Origin of the sequence: Halomonas sp. Ps84H-12 (assembly GCF_024124725.1) — a bacterium.
In the GTDB taxonomy this organism is placed as follows: Bacteria; Pseudomonadota; Gammaproteobacteria; order Pseudomonadales; family Halomonadaceae; genus Vreelandella; species Vreelandella aquamarina.
In genome coordinates this window covers 1-20145 of the sequence record NZ_JAMXSJ010000016.1, presented here as the reverse complement: position 1 = coordinate 20145, position 20145 = coordinate 1, and the positions used below count along the sequence as shown (strand labels likewise).

16 protein-coding genes are annotated in these 20145 nt (G+C 58.6%); 7 read left to right on the top strand and 9 right to left on the bottom strand.

Annotated features, from left to right (window positions below; translation table 11 throughout):
* Window positions 1-8: 8 nt before the first annotated feature.
* The 5 genes from NH344_RS09445 to cysP all read right to left on the bottom strand — a co-directional run bounded on the left by NH344_RS09445 (window position 9) and on the right by cysP (window position 4561).
* Window positions 9-602 (bottom strand): YajG family lipoprotein, encoded by a 594-nt coding sequence (locus NH344_RS09445; protein ID WP_044628202.1) that lies wholly within the window; start codon window positions 600-602, stop codon window positions 9-11.
* Between the two features lie 139 nt (window positions 603-741).
* Window positions 742-1836 (bottom strand): TOBE-like domain-containing protein, encoded by a 1095-nt coding sequence (locus NH344_RS09440; protein ID WP_044628201.1) that lies wholly within the window; start codon window positions 1834-1836, stop codon window positions 742-744.
* Window positions 1833-2660: a sulfate ABC transporter permease subunit CysW gene (gene cysW / locus NH344_RS09435; RefSeq protein ID WP_044628200.1), complete on the bottom strand. Its 828-nt coding sequence runs from the start codon at window positions 2658-2660 to the stop codon at window positions 1833-1835. The genes NH344_RS09440 and cysW overlap by 4 nt, the downstream gene beginning before the upstream one ends.
* Window positions 2660-3514 carry a sulfate ABC transporter permease subunit CysT gene (cysT, locus tag NH344_RS09430; protein WP_044628199.1) on the bottom strand — a complete coding sequence of 285 codons (855 nt, stop codon included), beginning with the start codon at window positions 3512-3514 and terminating at the stop codon, window positions 2660-2662. Before cysT ends, cysW begins: the two co-directional genes overlap by 1 nt.
* A gap of 9 nt (window positions 3515-3523) precedes the next feature.
* Window positions 3524-4561 carry a thiosulfate ABC transporter substrate-binding protein CysP gene (gene cysP / locus NH344_RS09425; RefSeq protein WP_044628198.1) on the bottom strand — a complete coding sequence of 346 codons (1038 nt, stop codon included), beginning with the start codon at window positions 4559-4561 and terminating at the stop codon, window positions 3524-3526.
* A gap of 218 nt (window positions 4562-4779) precedes the next feature.
* Here cysP and rpe point away from each other — a divergent pair, with 218 nt between their 5' ends.
* Complete coding sequence (rpe, locus tag NH344_RS09420) at window positions 4780-5478, top strand: ribulose-phosphate 3-epimerase (RefSeq protein ID WP_044628197.1); 699 nt, start codon at window positions 4780-4782, stop codon at window positions 5476-5478.
* 182 nt (window positions 5479-5660) lie between these two features.
* Here rpe and NH344_RS09415 read toward each other — a convergent pair whose 3' ends face one another.
* On the bottom strand, window positions 5661-6959 hold the full coding sequence (locus NH344_RS09415; protein WP_044628196.1) for an NAD(P)/FAD-dependent oxidoreductase: 1299 nt from the start codon (window positions 6957-6959) through the stop codon (window positions 5661-5663).
* Between the two features lie 134 nt (window positions 6960-7093).
* Here NH344_RS09415 and NH344_RS09410 point away from each other — a divergent pair, with 134 nt between their 5' ends.
* On the top strand, window positions 7094-7762 hold the full coding sequence (locus tag NH344_RS09410) for a phosphoglycolate phosphatase (RefSeq protein WP_044628195.1): 669 nt from the start codon (window positions 7094-7096) through the stop codon (window positions 7760-7762).
* A gap of 3 nt (window positions 7763-7765) precedes the next feature.
* Here the strand turns inward: NH344_RS09410 and NH344_RS09405 are convergent, their stop codons facing one another.
* Window positions 7766-8683 carry a zinc ABC transporter substrate-binding protein gene (locus NH344_RS09405; protein WP_230834735.1) on the bottom strand — a complete coding sequence of 306 codons (918 nt, stop codon included), beginning with the start codon at window positions 8681-8683 and terminating at the stop codon, window positions 7766-7768.
* Between the two features lie 291 nt (window positions 8684-8974).
* On the opposite strand from NH344_RS09405, the gene NH344_RS09400 reads away from it, so the two are divergent.
* The 5 genes from NH344_RS09400 (at window position 8975) to trpC (ending at window position 16084) form a co-directional block, all read left to right on the top strand.
* A complete protein-coding gene (locus tag NH344_RS09400; protein ID WP_253027828.1) occupies window positions 8975-10711 on the top strand; it encodes an NAD(P)H-dependent oxidoreductase subunit E in 1737 nt (578 codons plus the stop codon).
* Window positions 10708-13524 (top strand): formate dehydrogenase subunit alpha, encoded by a 2817-nt coding sequence (gene fdhF, locus NH344_RS09395; RefSeq protein ID WP_253027827.1) that lies wholly within the window; start codon window positions 10708-10710, stop codon window positions 13522-13524. The genes NH344_RS09400 and fdhF overlap by 4 nt, the downstream gene beginning before the upstream one ends.
* An 86-nt stretch (window positions 13525-13610) precedes the next feature.
* On the top strand, window positions 13611-14216 hold the full coding sequence (locus NH344_RS09390; protein ID WP_058577632.1) for an aminodeoxychorismate/anthranilate synthase component II: 606 nt from the start codon (window positions 13611-13613) through the stop codon (window positions 14214-14216).
* A 36-nt stretch (window positions 14217-14252) separates the two neighbouring features.
* A complete protein-coding gene (gene trpD, locus NH344_RS09385; protein ID WP_044628137.1) occupies window positions 14253-15272 on the top strand; it encodes an anthranilate phosphoribosyltransferase in 1020 nt (339 codons plus the stop codon).
* Window positions 15273-15280: 8 nt separating this feature from the next.
* Window positions 15281-16084 carry an indole-3-glycerol phosphate synthase TrpC gene (gene trpC / locus NH344_RS09380; protein WP_044628136.1) on the top strand — a complete coding sequence of 268 codons (804 nt, stop codon included), beginning with the start codon at window positions 15281-15283 and terminating at the stop codon, window positions 16082-16084.
* 42 nt (window positions 16085-16126) lie between these two features.
* On the opposite strand, the gene NH344_RS09375 is transcribed toward trpC, so the two are convergent.
* Both NH344_RS09375 and NH344_RS09370 read right to left on the bottom strand, forming a co-directional pair.
* Window positions 16127-19228, bottom strand: a complete 3102-nt coding sequence (locus NH344_RS09375) for an FAD-binding and (Fe-S)-binding domain-containing protein (RefSeq protein ID WP_253027826.1) — start codon at window positions 19226-19228, stop codon at window positions 16127-16129.
* An 88-nt stretch (window positions 19229-19316) separates the two neighbouring features.
* Window positions 19317-19907, bottom strand: coding sequence for a DUF4202 domain-containing protein (locus NH344_RS09370; RefSeq protein WP_253027825.1), 591 nt, complete (start codon window positions 19905-19907; stop codon window positions 19317-19319).
* Window positions 19908-20145: the final 238 nt, after the last annotated feature.

Sequence of the window (20145 nt, the reverse complement as noted above, 5' to 3'; positions counted from 1 at the left end):
TATCCCCCTTAACGGGCGAGAAGCCGACCCAGCTCTGGGTCGCTGAATGCCCGGTTTAGGCCATCGCTAAGCAAGTCGTTCAACATCCGCGTATTGGCATCTTCACCCGGTTTAAGCGCATAACCTTGGGTGCGACGTGACGTATATGTCCCGGTATACGTCGTGCCCTGGTTCTGCGCGATGGCCCGGAAAACCCCTTCAATGCGCGCTTCATCAATTAGCGGCTGCCCGCTGTCGCCACGGCCATAGTGCAAGCTGGCAAGTTCCAGAGTCAGGCTGGGGCGGCCTTGGGCGGCTTCGCGGGTAGGGGTAAACCCCATATCGCGTGCGGCACGCTCCGCTTCGGCCTGTAGGCGCGGAATCAATTCATGGCTGCTTACTATAATCTGCGCCGTCGACATGTTGCCGCCCGTGCGCGTACCAATGACTTCACTCGGCCGGGCGTCGACGGCCACCACGGTCACTTGCTGACCCGAGCCGGTTTGCGGCACGTTAGCGCTACGGGTGGGGTTTAGCTGTAGGTATTGAGGACTTGCACAGCCTGCCAGCAATAGGGTGGTTAACAACGCACCAGACGCGCGTAAAAAGTGACGCCGACGCATAAAACTCTCCGCAATCATTGTGGTTAAACGATAAACATACCTGTCGCAACAAGGTATTAAAAAGCAAAGCGTTAAGAAACAAGGCATTGCAATAATCGCGGCAGTATAGCGTTGTGCTAGCCTGCCGCGCTAGCAGTCCCTAAGCCACTCGTGCCTGCTGCTCAGGTGTTTTAGCGTCTTCTTTAAAGCGATGCCACTGGCGCGGGTGAGCAAACAAGCGCTGCCCCCGGCGCATGTGCAGTCGCTCGAAATCGGCGTGGCGAACGGTGGCTAGCCACGGTTTTGCCAGCCAGTCGGCCTCTAGCTCTACGCGTACTTCGGCACCGACCGGGGAGATAGCGGTAATCGTCACCGGCAGGTGGCTTTCAGCGCTGGGTTCTTCCGCCAGGCGCACCTCATGGGGGCGCAGCAGCAGCTCTTCATCGCCATCGGGTAAGTCCACGTTGAGGTGCGCATCGCCGCAGGTCAGCACGCCATCGCGAACGCGGCCCTCTAGGTGGTTCACATCACCCAAAAACTCAAATACAAAGCGGTTCTTCGGTGCGCGGTAGAGCGTATCCGGCGTGTCGATTTGCTCGATACGGCCGTTACTCATCACCACCACACGGTCAGAAAGCTCCAGCGCTTCTTCCTGGTCGTGGGTGACGAACACACTGGTAAAGTTCAATTCGTCGTGCAGGCGGCGCAGCCAGCGGCGAAGGTCTTGGCGAACCTTGGCATCCAGGGCGCCAAACGGCTCGTCTAGCAGCAGGACGTCAGGCTCTACAGCAAGTGCGCGAGCCAGCGATACGCGCTGCTGTTGCCCACCCGAGAGCTGGGCAGGCAAGCGGTTGGCTAAGTGCTGTAGCTGCACCATCTCAAGGAGCCTGAAGACTCGCGCCCGAATTTCACCGTTGGAGGGGCGGCGCTTTTTCGGCATCACCGTAAGGCCAAACGCCACGTTGTCATAAACGCTCATATGGCGAAACAGGGCGTAGTGCTGAAAAACAAAGCCGATGCGGCGGTCGCGCACATGCACATTGGTCACGTCACGGTCGCCAAATAGAATCTTGCCGGGCTGCGGAGAGCGGTCGGCGTTCTCTAGGCCAGCAATGATACGCAGCAGGGTGGTTTTTCCCGAACCGGAAGGACCTAGCAAGCCCACCAATTCACCTTCGTGAATGTCCAGGTTGATGGGCTCAAGCGCCTGGGTGTTGGCAAAGTGCTTGGCAATATTCTGTAAGCGAATACTCATGTGTATGCCTCCCGGCGCGATGCGCGCCATTCAAGGCCTGCCTTGGCCGCAAGAGTTAACAGGGCAATCAGGGCCAGCAGGGCGGCGCTCGCAAACGCACCCACGGCGTTGTAATCCTGATAGAGCTGCTCAAGGTGCAGCGGTAGCGTATTGGTTTGCCCACGAATGGCCCCTGAGACAACCGAGACCGCGCCAAATTCACCTACCGCGCGGGCGTTGGTGAGGATGATGCCGTAGAGCAGTGCCCAGCGAATGTTGGGCAGCGTGACCCGCCAAAACGTTGTCCAGCCAGAAGCGCCCAGCGTTACGGCGGCTTCTTCTTCCCGTGAGCCTTGGGCCTGCATAAGCGGGATTAATTCACGCGCCACAAAGGGGCAGGTGACGAAGATGGTGACCATCAAAATGCCCGGCCAGGCAAACATCAGCTGAATATCGTGGCTATCTAACCATCCGCCAATCCAGCCGTTGCGGCCATACAGCAGTAGATAAATTAAGCCAGCGACCACAGGAGAAACGGCAAACGGAATATCAATCAGCGTTTGCAGAATGCGCCGCCCTGGGAAGCTAAAGCGCGTCACCAGCCACGCTAGCGCGACGCCAAATACCAAGCAAATGGGGATGGTCATTAACGCAATGACCAACGTAAGGCCAATGGCGTGCAGGGTGAACGCATTGCTCACGTTCTCCCAAAATACCATGACGCCCTGGGAGAACGCCTGAGCAAAAATAGCCACCAGCGGCAGCAGCAGAAATAGCGCAGACAGCAGTAGGGCTGCGCCAATTAATAAGCGCCGCACTAAAGGCGCATCACCAATCCGGCGCATTATCCTTTACCTCCATGCAGACGACGCACAAAGCGGCCCTGCCAGATATTGATGGCGAGCAGCAGCGCCAGCGAGACAAACAGCACCACCGAGGCAATGGCAGACGCCCCGGCGTAGTCATACTCCTGCAGTTTGACGAAGATCATCAGCGCGGTAATTTCGGTTTCATAGGGCATATTGCCTGCGATAAAAATAATCGCCCCGAACTCACCTAATGAGCGTACGAAGGCAAGCCCGGTGCCGGTGACGAGCGCGGGCCATAGATGCGGCATAATCACACGGCGAAACGCCACGCCATCGGTGGCACCCAGGGACATCGCGGCTTCGTCCACTTCGGCAGGCAAATCTTCCAGCACCGGCTGCACCGTGCGCACCACAAAGGGAATACTGGTGAAGGCCATCGCCAGGGCAATCCCCACCCAGGTGTAAGCGACCTGAAGCCCCATGGGCTCGATGATGTTGCCGACCCAGCCATTACCCGCATAGAGCGTGGCCAGGGTGATGCCAGCCACGGCAGTAGGCAGGGCGAAGGGGAGGTCCATCAAGGCATCGAGCAGGCGCTTGCCAGGAAACTCATAGCGCACCAGTACCCAGGCCAGTAGCAGGCCAAACACCGCATTCACCAGCGCCGCTACGGCTGCCGCGCCGATGGTGACCATATAGCTGGCGACGACGCGGCCTTCGGTGATGATGGCAAAGTACTCGGCCAGGCTTAGTTCAGAAAGCTGGCCAAATAGTCCGGTAATGGGGAGTAGCAGTACCAGCGAAATAAATAGCACGCTGATACCCATAGATAGGCCAAAACCCGGCAGCACGCGCGTGCTGCCGGATCGCCAAAATGCTAATTGGCTCATGGGGTTCCGTTAACGACGTTGCAGTTGATCAAGCAGAGCACCGCCTTCGAAGTGGTTCTCCATCGCTTCTTCCCAGCTGCCGAACACGGTTTCGACTTCAAATAGCTCGGTGTCGGGGAACTGGTCGGCAAACTCTTCTACCACAGTGTCGTTATGGACACGGTAGTTAAAGCCTGCCAGCTGACGCTGGGCATCTTCGCTGTAGAGATACTCTAGGTAGCTTTGGGCTAAGTCGCTGTTGCCGTTACGTTCGGCGTTTTCACCCACCACCGCGACCGGGAATTCCGCCAGAATGCTCACCGGCGGGACGATTACTTCGTAGTCATCGCTGCCGTATTCGCTGCGGATGTTGTTCACTTCAGACTCAAAGCTGATCAGTACGTCGCCAATGCCGCGCTCGATAAAGCTGGTTGTGGCACCGCGACCGCCGGTGTCGAACACCGCTACGTTGCGCAGGAAGGTGCGCATGAAGTCTTGGATCTTCTCTTCATCGCCGTCGAATTCATTCTCGGCGAAGCCCCAGGCAGCCAGGTACGTGTAGCGGCCGTTACCGGAGGTTTTCGGGTTCGGGAAGACCATTTGTACGTCTTCTTTAACGAGGTCATCCCAGCTTTCGATGCCTTTCGGGTTGCCTTTGCGCACCAGGAAAGCGGTGGTGGAGTAGTAGGGCGAAGCGTTGTTCTCAAACGCATCCTGCCAATCCTCAGCCACCAAGCCTGCATCGGCTAGTGCTTGAACGTCGGTGACTTGGTTAAACGTCACTACGTCCGCACGTAGGCCCTGCATAATGGCGCGCGCCTGGGCAGAGGAGCCACCGTGGGACTGGCTGATAGCGATCTCTTCGCCATGCTCCTCTTCCCACCACGCCTGGAACTCCGGGTTAATCGCGGCGAACAGCTCGCGGGCGATGTCATAGGAGGAGTTCAGTAGCTCGCGCTCCTGGGCGACGGCGGCGCTGGAGAAGGTCATGCCAGAAACGACGGTGCCAACGGCAACGGCCAGTAGGCTACGGCGAAGGCCAGTACGGAATGCAGAGGATAGCGTCATTGCAGACTCCTTAATTCTGGGGGCGATTTAGTCGCGATGTCGCTAAGGTTAAACCTAGGATTGTGGAATTACAATTGTGTTTTATATTCTATTTGGAAATATCTGTTTAAGGATATGCACTGACGGCAAGCGTGCTGCATGGCCGTCACGTGTAATAGGGCTTCGTGTGTGGCTCTGGTAAGATGGCCCCTTTATTTTTATTACCTGAGGACCCCTTCATGAGCGCTGCACAGGATTTTTTGATTGCCCCTTCGATACTCTCCGCTAACTTTGCGCGGCTGGGCGAGGAGGTTGATAACGTGCTGGCGGCCGGCGCCGATGTGGTTCATTTCGACGTCATGGACAACCATTACGTGCCGAACCTGACTATTGGGCCGATGGTATGTAAGGCGCTGCGCGACCATGGTGTGACGGCACCCATTGATGTGCACCTGATGGTGAAGCCGGTGGATCGCATGATTAGCGATTTTATTGATGCCGGGGCCAGCTACATTACCTTTCACCCCGAAGCATCCGAGCATATTGATCGTGCGCTGCAGCTGATTCGTGATGGTGGTTGTAAAGCGGGGCTGGTGTTTAACCCGGCCACGCCGCTTTCGTATCTTGATTACGTGATGGATAAGGTTGATATGGTGCTGCTGATGAGCGTCAACCCCGGCTTTGGCGGCCAGTCGTTTATCCCCGGCACGCTGAACAAGCTGCGTGAGGCACGTGCGCGTATCGACGCTTCGGGCTTGCCCATTCGCTTGGAGATTGATGGTGGCGTCAAAGTCGACAATATCGCGGATATCGCCGCCGCCGGTGCCGATACCTTTGTAGCGGGTTCAGCGATCTTTAACGCCCACCAGGCAAGCGACCCCCACGGCTACGACAGCGTGATTCAGCAGATGCGCGCGGAGCTGGCCAAGGTTCGCTGATAGTTATCGGGTTTACCTACCCATTATGCTGAGTAAGCCTGAGTGGGAGGCCGCTTTAGCGGGCGAATGGCGCCGCTAGGCGCCTTAGCCGAGCCCCTGTCGCGAGCTGAAGCTCTCTCCCATAACTGCTAATTATGCTTAATTGAATGGTATTAGGGTAGATCTCCCGCCTTTGCATGTCTTTAGTGAAGTTTCATGCGTGGTTTGAGGTAGCGGTTCAATTTATCCACCAGCCAGGCAAGCCCGGTTTTTGGCGCACCGTGAATAGAGAGTTGATGCATGCGGTAGAGCGATGCATAGGCTTGGCGCGCCAGCCAGCCCTCCAGAAAAAGCCCGCGAGAGGCGGAGCTGCGCATGAGGTTGCCTACCGCGTCGTAACGGGCCAGGGATACAAGCGAGCCGTGATCGCGATAGTGAAATTCGCGCAGCGGCTTCTTCTCCAGGCAATGCTCCAGGTTTTTAGCCAATAGCTTGGCCTGCTGATGGGCGGCCTGAGCGCGAGGCGGCACCGTTGCATTATCGCCTTGGGGGCAGCAAGCGCAGTCGCCCATTGCAAAAATATGCGGGTCGTCTACGCTCTGCAGTGTCTGCTTGACGTTGATCTGGTTGCGCTTGTTGGTGCTTAAGCCCAGCTCAGTAAGAAACGGCGGCGCTTTAATGCCAGCGGCCCATACGTTGAGATCGGTTTCGATCACCTCACCGTCGCCTGTGACCAGCTGATACTCCTGAGCTTCTTGAATTGCCGTGCCCACATGTACGGTGACCCCCATGCTCTCCAGCTCTTGCTGAACGGTTTGGCTGATGCGCTCAGATAAGCCGGGGAGCAGGCGCGGTGCCGCTTCAATCAAATGCACGCTAATGGTTTGGTGATCAACAGCCGTGACGCCGTAGGCATTGAGCAGGCGCGAGGCGTCTAACAATTCCGCCGAAAGCTCCACCCCCGTTGCACCGCCGCCGACAATGCCAATGGTGAGTTGGGTGTGCTGGCGCAAATTGGGGTCGGTATAGCGCAGGAAGGTATTAATCATATCCCGCTGGAAGGCTTTGGCCTGCTGGGGAGAGTCAATAAAGTGGCAGTGCTCTGCGACTCCCTTGGTACCAAAATCATTCGAGATACTGCCAAGTGACAGTACTAAATAGTCATAAGTGAGCTGGCGGGCGGGCAGTACCTCCACGCCATCTTCATCTTCAATAGGTGCCAGGTGAATGACCTTCTGTTCCCGATCAAGACCGTTGAGCGAGCCGCGCTGGTAGCGGTAGTAGTGGGCTGAGGAGTGCCCGCGATAATCCACTTCATCCATGCTGGAGTTTAGCACCCCGGTGGCTAGCTCATGCAGCAGCGGCTTCCATACGTGGGTGGCGTTGCGGTCAAGCAGGACAATCTCAGCGCGCTTTTTTTTACCTAGCGTGTGTCCAAGACGGGTGGCTAGGGCTAGCCCGCCCGCGCCGCCGCCCACAATCACAATTCGGGGAATGGCCATTACTCTCTCCTTGTCAAATATAGCCACAGCATAGAACTTTATGCGGTGTATGACGAAGAACTAAGTAGGTAAGATGATCAAATTAATCGACACTGTTGCCAACTAGCAGCCTAAGCACATAAGTGAGGCCACGCGTGCATACCATTTTGCAAGGAAAGCGGTTAATCGCCTTTGATTTAGACGGCACGTTAATCGACTCAGTGCCCGATTTGGCCGTTGGCGTGCAGCGGGCGCTGCAAGAAGTTGGGCTGGCGCAGCCGAGTGAAGATCAGGTGCGCGATTGGGTGGGCAACGGCGCACAGGTACTGGTAGAGCGAGCGCTGTCCTGGGCACTCAACGCCGCACCGGAGGCAGCGTTGCAACAAAACGCCTACGAAGCGTTTATGCGCCATTACGGGGCCGCGCCCAATGCATTAACCAAACTCTACCCGGACGCGTCTGAAGCGCTTCATGCGCTGCATGAGGCGGGTTTTGTGCTGGCCTTGATTACCAATAAACCCGAGCGGTTCATTGCGCCTATTTTAAGCCACTTTGGTGTGCTGGCGCTGTTCACGTCTACCGTGGGCGGCGACTCGCTAGCCGAGAAAAAACCCAGCCCGTTGCCGCTTCTGCATGTTGCCCATACGCTGGATATTGCCCCCTCGGCGAGCGTGATGGTGGGGGACTCTCGCCATGATATCGCGGCGGGTAAGGCGGCGGGCTTTACGACGGTGGCACTGCCATATGGCTATAACCACGGCGACCCCATCGAGCAGAGCCACCCGGATCTGATAGTGGCATCGCTTCGCGAGCTGGTTAGCTAGCGCCTACTCCTCGGCCCTGGCACCTCCCAGCGCTTCATGCAACAGCTCGGCATTGTGGCGCAGCATTGCCGGGTAGTTGTAGGCGGGGCCATCGCTATCACTCAGCGTATCCACATAGAGCGGGCCTGCTAGCGTAAGGCCAGCCTCTCGCGCTAGGGCATCCATATGGATATAGGGCGTCGTGCTTTCATAAAACAGCGCGGGCGGACGTTTGTCGGTTAAGCGTTTGCTCATGATTTCCATAGCCTGGGCGCTGCCCAGTGTCTCGCTGCCTAGGCCCCAAATCGCGGCATACTCAAAGCCGTAAGCGTGGGCAAAATAGCCAAAAGCCGCTTCACTGGTAGTGAGTATACGATTGGTTTGCGGAATCCCCTCCAGGCGCTCTTTTATCTGCTGGTCGAGTAGGGCAAGCGCCTCCCTGGCTTGCACCGCTCGAGCCTGAAAAGCGGCTGCTTTGTCGGGATAGCGTACGCTTAGGGTGTGAGTGATTACCTCGATATAAGCGGCAGCTCCTTTGGGGTCCATCCACATATGGGGGTCCGGATTGCCTTTATGCTGACCCACTGGAATCGTCAGCGGCGCATAGTTGGCGCTTTCGGCCAGAGCCATTAGCGTTAGCGTGTCGTTGGCCATCGCTTCTACATGACGGATCCATGGCTCTAGCCCGTGGCCGTTGTAAAACACAATATCGGCCTCTTCCACTGCAAGTACGTTAGGGGGCGTCAGCTCCCAGCGGTGAACATCATCGCCCACCGGTACAATCGTCGTGATGCTGATATCATCGCCTGCGACACGCTTGACTAAATCTTCGATGACCGAAAATGACGCTATCACTTTAATCGAAGTGGCCGCGAATGCCTGGGGGGTGATGAATGTCGCCACTAATAAGAGCGTGATTATCCAGGGTGTCCGCTTGTCCATACCACGCTCCTAACCTATTAAAATGACGGCAAATCATAAAGAGTGTCCTGCTTTGTTGCTAGAGCCATTGCCGCGCTTTGCTTTAGAGCAAAGCGTAGTGCCAACTCCTGCAAACGAAGTGGTTTCACCCACGCCTGTTAACCTCTATGCTTTAAAAAAATGCCGCTTAATAACGACATGGTGGACAAAATAGCTACTATCTATGTTCGCCTAGCCCTAAGCCTAGTCCTCTTTTGACAAGCGTAGCTTTTTTTAAATCACTCTTTTGAACAGCTTTCTGGATAGCGTGTCATGACCTCTCAAAATGGTATGTCCTCTCGCCGCCGCGGGTACCCTAAAGGGCGTGATGTAGCGCCTGTCGCACTGGCGGCGCTGCGTGACCTGTTAGGCGATGAGCGCCAGACGCCAAGCCTAAAGCGTCGCGACCTGTTGATAGAGCATCTACACGCCATTCAGGATGCCCACGGCCACTTATCGCTTGTGGAACTGCGCGCCCTGGCAGCCTATATGAACCTGCCCATGGCAGCGGTGTACGAGACGGCGACGTTCTATGCCCATTTCGATGTGGTGCACGACCACCAAGCGCCCCCGCCGGATACCACAATTCGCGTCTGTGATTCTCTTTCCTGCCAATTAGCGGGGGCCAGTGCGCTACACAAAGCGTTGGAAGCCCGCGTCGATCCTGGCTGTGTACGGGTGATTCGTGCGCCCTGCATGGGCCGCTGCGATAGCGCGCCGGTGGCAGAAGTGGGCCATCACCATGTGCTGTATGCCACCGCAGAAGGCGTCGAAGCCGTGGTGGATACCGGCCACTTTCATCCTGAAGCGATTTTGTGGCAGCGGCTTGACGCCTATCAGCAGGCAGGTGGTTATCAGTTACTGGCCCATGTGCGCAGCGGTAAGATCAGCATTGATGAGGTGCTGCAGGCACTTGAAGCGTCGGGCCTGCGAGGCTTGGGAGGCGCGGGCTTCCCTACGTTTAAAAAGTGGCAGGCGGTGCGCCAAGCCGCCGGGCCGCGCTACTGCGTGATTAACGCTGATGAGGGCGAGCCGGGGACGTTTAAAGACCGCTACTATTTAGAGCGCGCGCCGCATCAGTTTCTTGAGGGCGCGCTGGTCAGCGCTTGGGCGATAGAGGCCGAGGCGCTCTATATCTATCTGCGCGACGAATACCCCGGCCTTCACCGTGTGCTCCATGAAGCGATTGCAGAGCTTGAGCAGTCGGGCATCGTCGCGCCTGGATTCATCATCATGCGCCGGGGTGCGGGCGCTTATATCTGCGGTGAGGAGTCGGCGCTGATTGAATCCTTGGAGGGCAAACCGGGTAAGCCGCGCCACCGCCCGCCTTACGTAGCCCAGCAGGGGCTGTTGGGCCGCCCCACGCTGGTCAATAACGTTGAAACCGTTTATTGGATTCCTGCCATTTGGCACAAAGGGGCTGAGTGGTTTGCTGGGCATGGGCGCAATGGTCGACGAGGCCTGCGCAGTTTTTCTGTCTCCGGGCGAGTGAACAAGCCCGGCGTGTACTTGGCGCCAGCAGGCATCACGCTGCGCGAGTTGATAGAGGAGTATGCGGGCGGCATGGCGGAAGGGCATACGCTGGTCGCTTATCTGCCCGGCGGCGCCTCGGGTGGCATTCTGCCCGCCAGTAAAGCCGATGTGCCGCTGGATTTCGACACGCTGCAGGCGCACGGCAGTTTTATTGGGTCAGCGGCGATTATCGTGCTCTCTGAGCAAGACAATCTTCAGGCGGTGGCCACCAATCTGCTGGCTTTTTTTGCCGATGAATCCTGCGGGCAGTGTACGCCTTGCCGGGTAGGCAGCGAGAAAATGCTCAGCTTGCTAGAGCAACCCACATGGGATGTGCAGGCGCTCACTCGACTGGCACAAGTGATGCAGGACGCCTCGATTTGCGGCCTGGGGCAAGCGGCTCCAAATCCTGTATTGGGGCTACTCAAGGATTTCCGCCCTGCGCTCGCCCAACAGCAGATTATTGTCAGCGATGCCGCTGAAGGGAGTGCACCATGACCGCTTCGTTCACTATTGTATTGGATGATCAAGAAGTCACTGCCTACCCAGGAGAAACCCTTTGGCAGGTAGCCAAGCGCGCTGGAGAGGCCATTCCCCACCTCTGTTTTAAAGATGCGCCCGGCTACCGCGCCGATGGCAACTGCCGTGCCTGTATGGTGGAAGTGGAAGGCGAGCGAGTGCTGGCTGCAAGCTGTATCCGCGAGGCCAAACCCGGCATGGTGGTGCGCAGCGCCCACTCGCCCCGTGCCACACAAGCGCGTGAAACGGTATTGGAACTGCTGATGGCCGACCAGCCCAGCCGCGCCCAAAGCCCTGACCGCTCCAGCCACTTCTGGGAAGTAGCCGACCAGTTAGCGGTCGACGAAGCGGCCGTTAAGTCGTGGCTACCGCCACGCCGTAAAGCAGCCGTCAACCATGCAGCGGCTGCGCCAAAGGTGAGCCAGCCAGATACCAGCCACCCGGCGATGCACGTTAACTTGGACGCCTGCATTACCTGCAACCTGTGCGTGCGCGCCTGCCGCGAGGTGCAGAGTAACGATGTCATCGGCATGGCGCAGCGGGGCGCCGCCGCCACCGTGGTATTCGATTTTGCCGACCCGATGGGCCAAAGCACCTGCGTTGGTTGCGGCGAGTGCGTGCAGGCGTGCCCTACCGGCGCGTTGATGCCCGCCACCGTGGTCAATACCGCAGGTCAGGGCGATTCTCAAAGCCAGCGGCAGGTGGATTCCGTGTGCCCCTACTGCGGGGTGGGCTGCCAGCTGACGTACCATATTAACGACGATGCCCTGGCCTATGTGGAAGGGCGCAACGGCCCCGCTAACCAGAACCGCCTGTGCGTGAAAGGCCGGTTTGGGTTTGATTACGTGAGCCACCCGACACGCCTGACCAAGCCGCTGATACGCTTACCGGGTATTCCTAAGGTGCTCGACTCTACCTTTGACCCTGCCAATCCATTTAGCCACTTCCACGAAGCCAGCTGGGACGAAGCGCTGGAAATCGCGGCGGGTGGCCTAATGGCGATTAAGCAGGCGCAAGGCCCCAAAGCATTGGCGGGCTTTGGCAGTGCCAAGTGCTCTAACGAAGAGGCGTGGCTGTTCCAGAAGCTGGTGCGTACCGGTTTTGGCAGCAATAACGTGGATCACTGCACGCGGCTTTGCCATGCCAGCTCCGTTGCGGCGCTGATGGAGTGCTTAGGCTCTGGCGCGGTGACCGCTTCGTTTATGCAGGCGCTGGAAGCAGACGTGGTTATCCTCACCGGCTGCAACCCGGCAGTGAATCACCCCGTGGCGGCGACGTTCTTCAAGCAGGCAGCCAAGCGGGGTACTGAGATCATCATTCTCGACCCTCGCGGGCAGTCGCTGGACGCTTACGCCAGCATGAGTGTGCGCTTTACACCGGGGGCGGACGTGTCGCTGTTCAACGCGCTGCTCCACGTGATCATCGCGGAAGGCCTGTATAACCAAGCCTACATCGACGCCCACACCGAAGGCTTTGAAGCGCTCAAGCAGAGCGTGGCGCACAGCACACCGGAGGCCATGAGCGCGCTGTGCGGCGTAGCCCCCGACACTATTCGTGAGGTGGCGCGCCGCTACGCCAACGCCGAGAAAGCGATGATTTTCTGGGGCATGGGTATTTCTCAGCACACCCACGGCACCGACAATGCCCGCTGTTTAATCTCGTTGGCACTGGCCTGCGGCCATACCGGTCGCCCCGGCACGGGCTTGCACCCGCTGCGCGGCCAGAATAACGTGCAGGGTGCCTCGGATGCGGGGCTGATTCCCATGGTGCTGCCGGACTACCAGCCAGTAGGCGATAGCCAGCTACGCGCCGCGTTTGAAGAGCTATGGAACACGCCGCTGAGCGATGAGCCTGGGCTGACGGTGGTGGAAGTGATGAATGCGATTCACGCAGGCGAGGTGCGTGGTATGTACATTGTGGGTGAAAACCCAGCGATGTCCGACCCGGATCTTACCCACGCCCGCGCCGCGCTGGGTAAGCTTGAGCATTTGGTGGTGCAGGATCTGTTTATCACTGAAACTGCCCAGTTCGCCGACGTGATTCTGCCTGCTTCTGCGTGGCCCGAAAAAGACGGCACCGTGACCAACACTAACCGCCAAGTACAGCTGGGCAGGGCGGCATTACCATTGCCAGGAGACGCCAAGCCGGACTGGTGGATCATCCAAGAGATCGCTAACCGCTTTGGGCTGGGCTGGCGCTATCAGCACCCGCAAGACGTGTTTGCCGAAATGCAGCAGGGAATGCACTCGTTCAACCACATTAGCTGGGAGCGGCTAGCGCGGGAGAACTCCGTCACGTACCCCTGCCCAGCCGAGGACGCCCCTGGCCAGGACGTGGTCTTTAGCGACGCCTTTCCGCGCGCTGGCGGGCTGGCGAAATTCGCCCCCACGCGCCCGCTACCGCCGGACGAGCCGGTGGATGATGATTACCCGACGGTACTGACCACCGGTCGCCAGTTAGAGCATTGGCATACGGGTTCCATGACGCGGCGTGCTCAGGTGCTCGACGCCCTAGAGCCAGAAGCGGTCGCCAGCCTCTCACCGGGCGAGCTCAACCGTCTGGGGGTAGTACCGGGCGAGAAGCTCACCATTACCACGCGGCGAGGCACAATAACGCTGACCGCCAGAGTGGACGATAAAATCCCCGATGGGATGGTCTTCGTGCCGTTTGCCTACGCCGAGGCCGCCGCCAATCTGCTCACCAACCCGGCCCTGGACCCCTACGGCAAAATACCCGAGTTCAAGTACGCCGCCTGCCGACTGGAGCGGGCAGCAGTGTCGCAGCCCCACTAAGCGCGCGCTGCCCCTGCAAGGAGCGTCTGGGTTGGGGTATCATCTCGCCTGTGCGGTTTTATTTATGTGATGGAGTAAGCGGGGCGATGGCGCAAGCGCAGGCAGTGCAACGGGTGTTGATGCTGGATAATTACGACAGCTTCACGTTTAACATCGTCCAGTACCTTAGTGAACTGAATGCCGAGGTGGTGACCTACCGCAACGATGAGATTACCCTGGAGCAAATGCACGCCCTGGCGCCTACCCATCTGGTGATTTCGCCCGGCCCGTGTACGCCCAACGAGGCGGGCATTTCGCTAGCGGCCATCGAGCATTTTGCGGGCAAACTGCCTATTTTGGGCGTTTGCCTGGGGCATCAGGCCATCGGCCAGGTGTACGGCGGCAAAGTGGTGCGGGCACCCCAGGTGATGCACGGTAAAACCTCGGCCGTGGTACACCGTGGGCAGGGAGTGTTCAGCGGGCTGGAAAACCCGTTGGAAGTGACGCGCTATCACTCATTAGTCGTTGAGCAGGAGAGCCTGCCCGACTGCCTAGAAGTGACCGCCTGGACCGCCGAGGATGACGTAACGCCCGGGCTGATCATGGGCTTTCGTCATCGTACCCTTGATGTGGAGGGGGTACAGTTTCACCCTGAGTCGATACTCACGCGCCAGGGCCATGCGTTATTGGCCAATTTTTTACAACGCGGCTGATCGCCAAATTCATACGCTTTAGGGGCTTTCCTGCTCATGCAAATGCGAGACGCAATTAACGCGGTGATGCGCCGCGAAGACCTCTCTTTCAATGCGATGCACGCACTGATGCGCCAAATCATGACCGGCGAAGCCTCCGACGCGCAAATTGGCGGCCTGCTGGTGGGGCTGGCCATGAAAGGCGAAAGCGCTGAAGAGATTAGCGCCGCCGCCCAGGTGATGCGCGATTTAATGAAACGCGTCGAGCTACACACCGAGAACGTGGTGGATATCGTCGGCACCGGCGGCGATGGCGCGAACCTGTTTAATGTGTCCACGGCGTCTAGTTTTGTGGCCGCCGCTGGCGGTGCCCATGTGGCTAAACATGGCAATCGCAGCGTCTCCTCTTCTTCTGGCAGCGCTGATTTATTCGATATTGCCGGCATCTATCTCGACCTCAAGCCTGAACAAGTGGCGCGCTGTATTGAGCAGGTCGGCGTTGGCTTTATGTTCGCACCTAACCACCACCCCGCCATGCGCTATGCCATTGGGCCACGGCGGGAAATGGGCGTGCGTACGCTGTTCAATATTCTTGGCCCGCTCACCAACCCCGCCAGCGCGCCCAATCAAGTGTTGGGCGTGTATTCTGCGGAGCTGGTGCCGCTGATGGCCGAGGTATTGCGCAAGCTGGGTAGCCGCCATGTCATGGTGGTGCATTCTGAAGATGGACTGGATGAAATCTCTCTGGCAGCGCCCACTCTGGTGGCAGAGCTAAAAGATGGCGAGATTACCCAGTACACCATTACGCCGGAATCCCTGGGCATCGAGCGCCAAAGCCTCGCCACCCTTAAAGCATCCAGCGCGGAAGATAGCCTGCGTTTGGTGAAAGCCGCACTTAGCGGTGAAGGAGCGGCGGCAGATATGGTGGCACTCAACGCCGGGGCGGCGCTCTACTGCGCGGGCGTGGCCGATAGCTTGAAAGAGGGCGTGATGGTGGCCCAGGATGCCCAGGCCTCCAAACTACCGCTTGAGAAGCTCCGAGAGCTTTCGCACTTCACTAGTGTCTTTAAAGGGTAAAACTTCCAATGAGTGACCAGGCAACGCCGACTATTTTAACGCGCATTTTGGCCCGTAAAGGCCAGGAAGTTGCTGAGCGTCAGCAGGCGGTATCTGAGGCTGATCTGCTCGCGCTGGCGGAGAGGCAGAGCGCGCCCCGTGGCTTTATTGATGCATTGAATCAGCGTATTGCGGTAGGCGACGCAGCAGTGATCGCCGAGGTGAAAAAAGCCTCGCCCTCTAAAGGCGTGATGCGGGAAGAGTTTCACCCAGCGGATATTGCAAAAAGCTACGCCCAGGGCGGCGCAGCGTGCCTTTCCGTGCTGACTGATGCCGACTTCTTCCAGGGTCACGAGGATTACCTAATTGCCGCTCGCGATGCCTGCGACCTGCCGGTGATCCGCAAAGACTTTATCACCCACGGTTATCAGGTCACCGAAGCGCGTGCCATCGGTGCGGACTGCATCCTATTAATTGTGGCGGCGCTCAATGACGCTCAGTTGCGCGACCTGAACCAGCAGGCCAACGCATTGGGGATGGATGTGCTGGTGGAAGTTCACGATGCAGAGGAGCTAGAGCGGGCTCTGGCGCTGAACCTAAAGCTGGTGGGTATCAATAACCGCAACCTGCACACCTTTGACACCAGCCTGAATACCACCTTGGACCTGCTGCCGCGTATCCCTGAAGGCGTGACCGTGATTACCGAATCCGGCATTCACACGCGTGATGACGTAGAGCTAATGCGTGACCACGAGGTCAATGGCTTTTTGGTGGGGGAGGCGTTTATGCGCGAAGAGGACCCTGGTTTGGCCCTCAAGCGGCTGTTTTTCTAAACGCCCACACGGATATCAGCAAGCCCCAGCAGGCCAGCCGCGTTAGCGGCTGGCCTGTTTGATACTGGTCAGCAGAGCTTGCAGCGGGTGGGGCAGGGTTTGCGCCGAGTAGCGTTTCACCTGACTGCGGCAGGAGTAGCCGGTGGCCAGTAGCTTACCGCTGTTCTCTTCGGCTTCCACCTGTGGCTGCCACGACTGAGCGTAGATCGTTTTCGAGGTAGCGACGTTACGGGTCTCATGGCCGTAGGTACCGGACATACCGCAGCAGCCCGTGGTGGCCAGCTCTAGCTGCAAACCAAACGCTGCAAATACCTGCTGCCACGCTTTTGGACTGCCCGGCGCGTTGGTTTTTTCGGTGCAGTGGGAAAGCAGCTTAAAGCCTGGGTCTTTGAGCGTTGGCTGGCCGGGGGCGAGGGTGTTGACGCGGGTCGCTAGCCACTCCTGCAGCATCAGTACGTTCGGCACCTTATCGCCGCCCAGCGCTTTGACGTACTCCTGGCGGTAGGTCAGCGTCATGGCTGGGTCGATGCCTACCATGGGCACCTCAAACTCACTAAGCGCGCGAAGGCGTTTGGCTTGCTTCTCTGCCGTGCGCTCAAAGGCACCTAAAAAGCCCTGTACGTGCAGCGGCTTGCCGTTAGCGGAAAACGGCATGACAAACACGCGCAGGTTCAGCCGCGCTAGCAGCTCTACCACATCCATCACCAGCTTGGCTTCAAAGTGGGTGGTGAAGGCATCTTGCACAATCACGACACTGTTGGCCCGCTGCTGCTCGGTGAGTAGCGCAAGCGATGTGGGCGTGGCTTCCGCAATGCCCCAGGCGCGCAGCTGCTTTTTCACGCTGGCGCGAGAGAGCGCGGGGGAGTCGCTAATGCCGAGCCCCTTCTGCATCAGTTGCTCTATCCAGCGCTGGCCAAGTGCGGCGTTATACAGCGGAGCCATCTTGGTTAACGCAGGCAGCATAAATTCGGTGCCGCCAATCACGTAATCCCGCAGCGGGCGCAGATAGCGGCCGTGATACACCTCTAAAAACTGTGAGCGGAACTGCGGTACGTTGACTTTGATCGGACACTGGCCCGCGCAGGACTTACACGCCAAGCAGCCCGCCATGGCGTCGTAGACTTCATGGGAGTAGTCGTGGTGCTGCTGGCGGCTAACGGTGTTCATCACCCGCTTGGGGAAGCTTTTAATAAAGCCCCAGCTGCGCTCGGCTTTCTTTTTGCGCGACTCTTCCACCACGTCGATGCCCGCTTGCGACTGCAAGCGCAGCCACTCACGAATCAAGCTGGCGCGGCCTTTAGGGGAGTGGCGGCGGTCGCGGGTGGCCTTCCACGAGGGGCACATGGGGTCGTCCACATCGTAGTTGTAGCAAGCGCCGTTGCCGTTGCAGTACACCGCTGCGTCATAGGCCTGCCAGGCCCGCTCGTCAATGGTGCGGTCGAGCTGGCCTCGCATAGGAACACCATCGACGGTGAGCAGTTCCGGGTCACTCTCCTTCGCAATCAGCGTGGTAATTTCAGAAGGTGACGCGATCTTGCCAGGGTTGAGCTGGTTGTGCGGATCGAAGGCCGCCTTGACCTGCTGCAGGCAGGGGTAAAGCTCACCGAAAAACTTCGGCCCGTACTCGGAGCGCACGCCTTTACCGTGTTCGCCCCACAGCAGCCCGCCGTACTTCTGGGTGAGCGCAGCGACTTCATCAGAAATCTCGCGAATCAACGCTTCCTGGGCGGGGTCTTTCATATCCAGCGCCGGGCGAACGTGTAGCACCCCCGCATCCACATGGCCGAACATGCCGTAGGAGAGCTTGCGCGCATCCAGCGCGGCGCGGAACTCGGTAATGAAGTCGGCCAAATGTTCCGGCGGAACGGCGGTGTCCTCCACGAACGGCAGCGGACGTTTCTCCCCCTGAACGTTACCCAGCAGGCCCACCGAGCGTTTGCGCATGGCGTAGACTTTCTGGATCTGCGAGCGGCCTTCCGCCAGGGTGTAGCCTAGCCGCTCCACAGTGGCATCCTGGCTCAGGTGCTGGGTAAATGCTGTTACACGCGCTGCGAGCTGTTCCGGGTCATCGTCGTTGAACTCGATCAGGTTGATGCCCTGAATGGGCGTGCTGCCCGCCGGGAAAAATTCCGCCACGCTGTCCCAAACGAAGTCTTCCATCGCTAGTTGCAGCACGGTGTCGTCCACGGTTTCAATGGACGTTGGCTTCGCGCTGCTGGCCATCAACGCTTTGGCATCCCGCAAGGCATCCATAAAGCTCGGGTAGCGCACGTTGACCAGCGTGGAGTGCTTGGGGATCGGCAAGACGTTGAGCACGGCTTCGCTCAAAAAGCCCAGGGAGCCTTCCGAACCGCACAGCAGGCTATTCAGGTTGAGCTGGCCCTCTTCGCGCAGATGCGCCAAGTCGTAGCCGGTCAAACAGCGGTTGAGCGGTGGGAATTTTGCCTCAATCAGTTCGCGCTGTTGGTCGATAATCGTCGCGGCGGTGCGGTGTACCTTGCCCAACACGCCTTCCTGGGCCAGCGCCTGCTGCTCCTCTTCTGCGCTAAGTGGGCGGCTATGCAAGTGCTGGCCGCCGAGAAGGACGGTATCCAGCTCTAACACGTGGTGGCGAGTTTTGCCGTACTGGCAGCTCCCCTGGCCGCTGGCATCGGTAGAGATCATACCGCCAATGGTGGCGCGATTCGATGTCGATAGTTCGGGGGCGAAAAACAGCCCGTGGGGCTTCAGCGCGGCGTTGAGCTGGTCTTTGACCACGCCTGCCTGTACCCGCACCCGGCGGGCTTCCACGTCAATCTCAATGATTTGGTTCATATGGCGGGAGACATCCACCACGATGCCATCGGTCAGCGACTGGCCGTTGGTGCCGGTGCCGCCGCCCCTTGGGGTCATGACGATATCCCGGTGGGGCAGCTCGGAGGCGAGCTTGGCAAGGCGCTCTAAGTCTTCGGCGTGTTTCGGAAACACCGCCGCCTGGGGAAGGCGCTGGTAAATCGAGTTATCCGTCGCCAGCACAGTGCGGTTGGCGTAATCCGGTGCTATTTCACCTTCGAACCCGCGCGCGCGGAGGTCTTCGATAAAACGCACGTAGTGGCTGCCAATTCGTTTGAAAGGGGCCGTGCGAGAATCCAAGGATGCAATCATAGGAGGTTGAGCCGTCACTGCTGGAAGCGGATAGGGGATAGCGCTACTTTACCGCAGCTACTGCGGCGGTGCATCTTGATGGGGCATCTCAGTGGCTGTCTAACGCCTCTTTGACGAGCGTTGCACAGGCGTCGTTCATGGGCAGCGTCAGGGCTAGCGCATGCGCTTGCGGCGACATCTTGCCCCAGGTCTTTTGCACAATGCGCACCATGTGGTCGTGCTCCACCTTGCGGGAGAAATCGGCGAAGTAGTTTTCCAAGAACACTAGGCAGGCGCAGTCCTCTAGGGCTTGAACATCGCTATCTCGGCCCAAGCCTTGCTTGCGAATCATGCTGGCGACGCGTTTGGCCTCCTCTTGGGAATAGCCCGCTTCTTCCATGATCGCTGCCGTGGTATCGCCTGCCTGGGCACTTTGGTCCCGCCGCCAAGTTAAGTAGCCAATACGACCTTCTGGGTAATCGCTTCGCGGCAGCTGCCAGCGCTGCAGATGCTGGGCGCGCACGGCAATGCGCAACAGTTCGCTCGGCGTCTCCTGCAGTCGCTCTAGCCACCGGCTCATACGCTGGGCATAGATAAGCTCTTGTGGATGAGAAGTGCCATCTGCGAGAGTGGTTGGCCGGGGGTCTTGAGCATGAAGCGCATCAATAGCGGCAAGGGTGTGTTCAAAGGCAGAAGACATATCGGCTCGCTTGGTTCAGTGGTCAGAGTGACATCCTAGCAGCTTGTAGTTCGGTATAAAAAAGCGCCCGCTACCAAGGGCAGCGGGCGCGAGGGATAGCCTAATCGATTAGTAACTATTCAGCACCGGTTGGCTGAGTCGGGGCTTCTTGCTGCATGAAGGCTGGCACCTCCCCCGCAAACAGTTGCTCCAGTGCGGTATGCGCCGCTACCCCTTGCTTGACGGCGGTCGAGAGAAA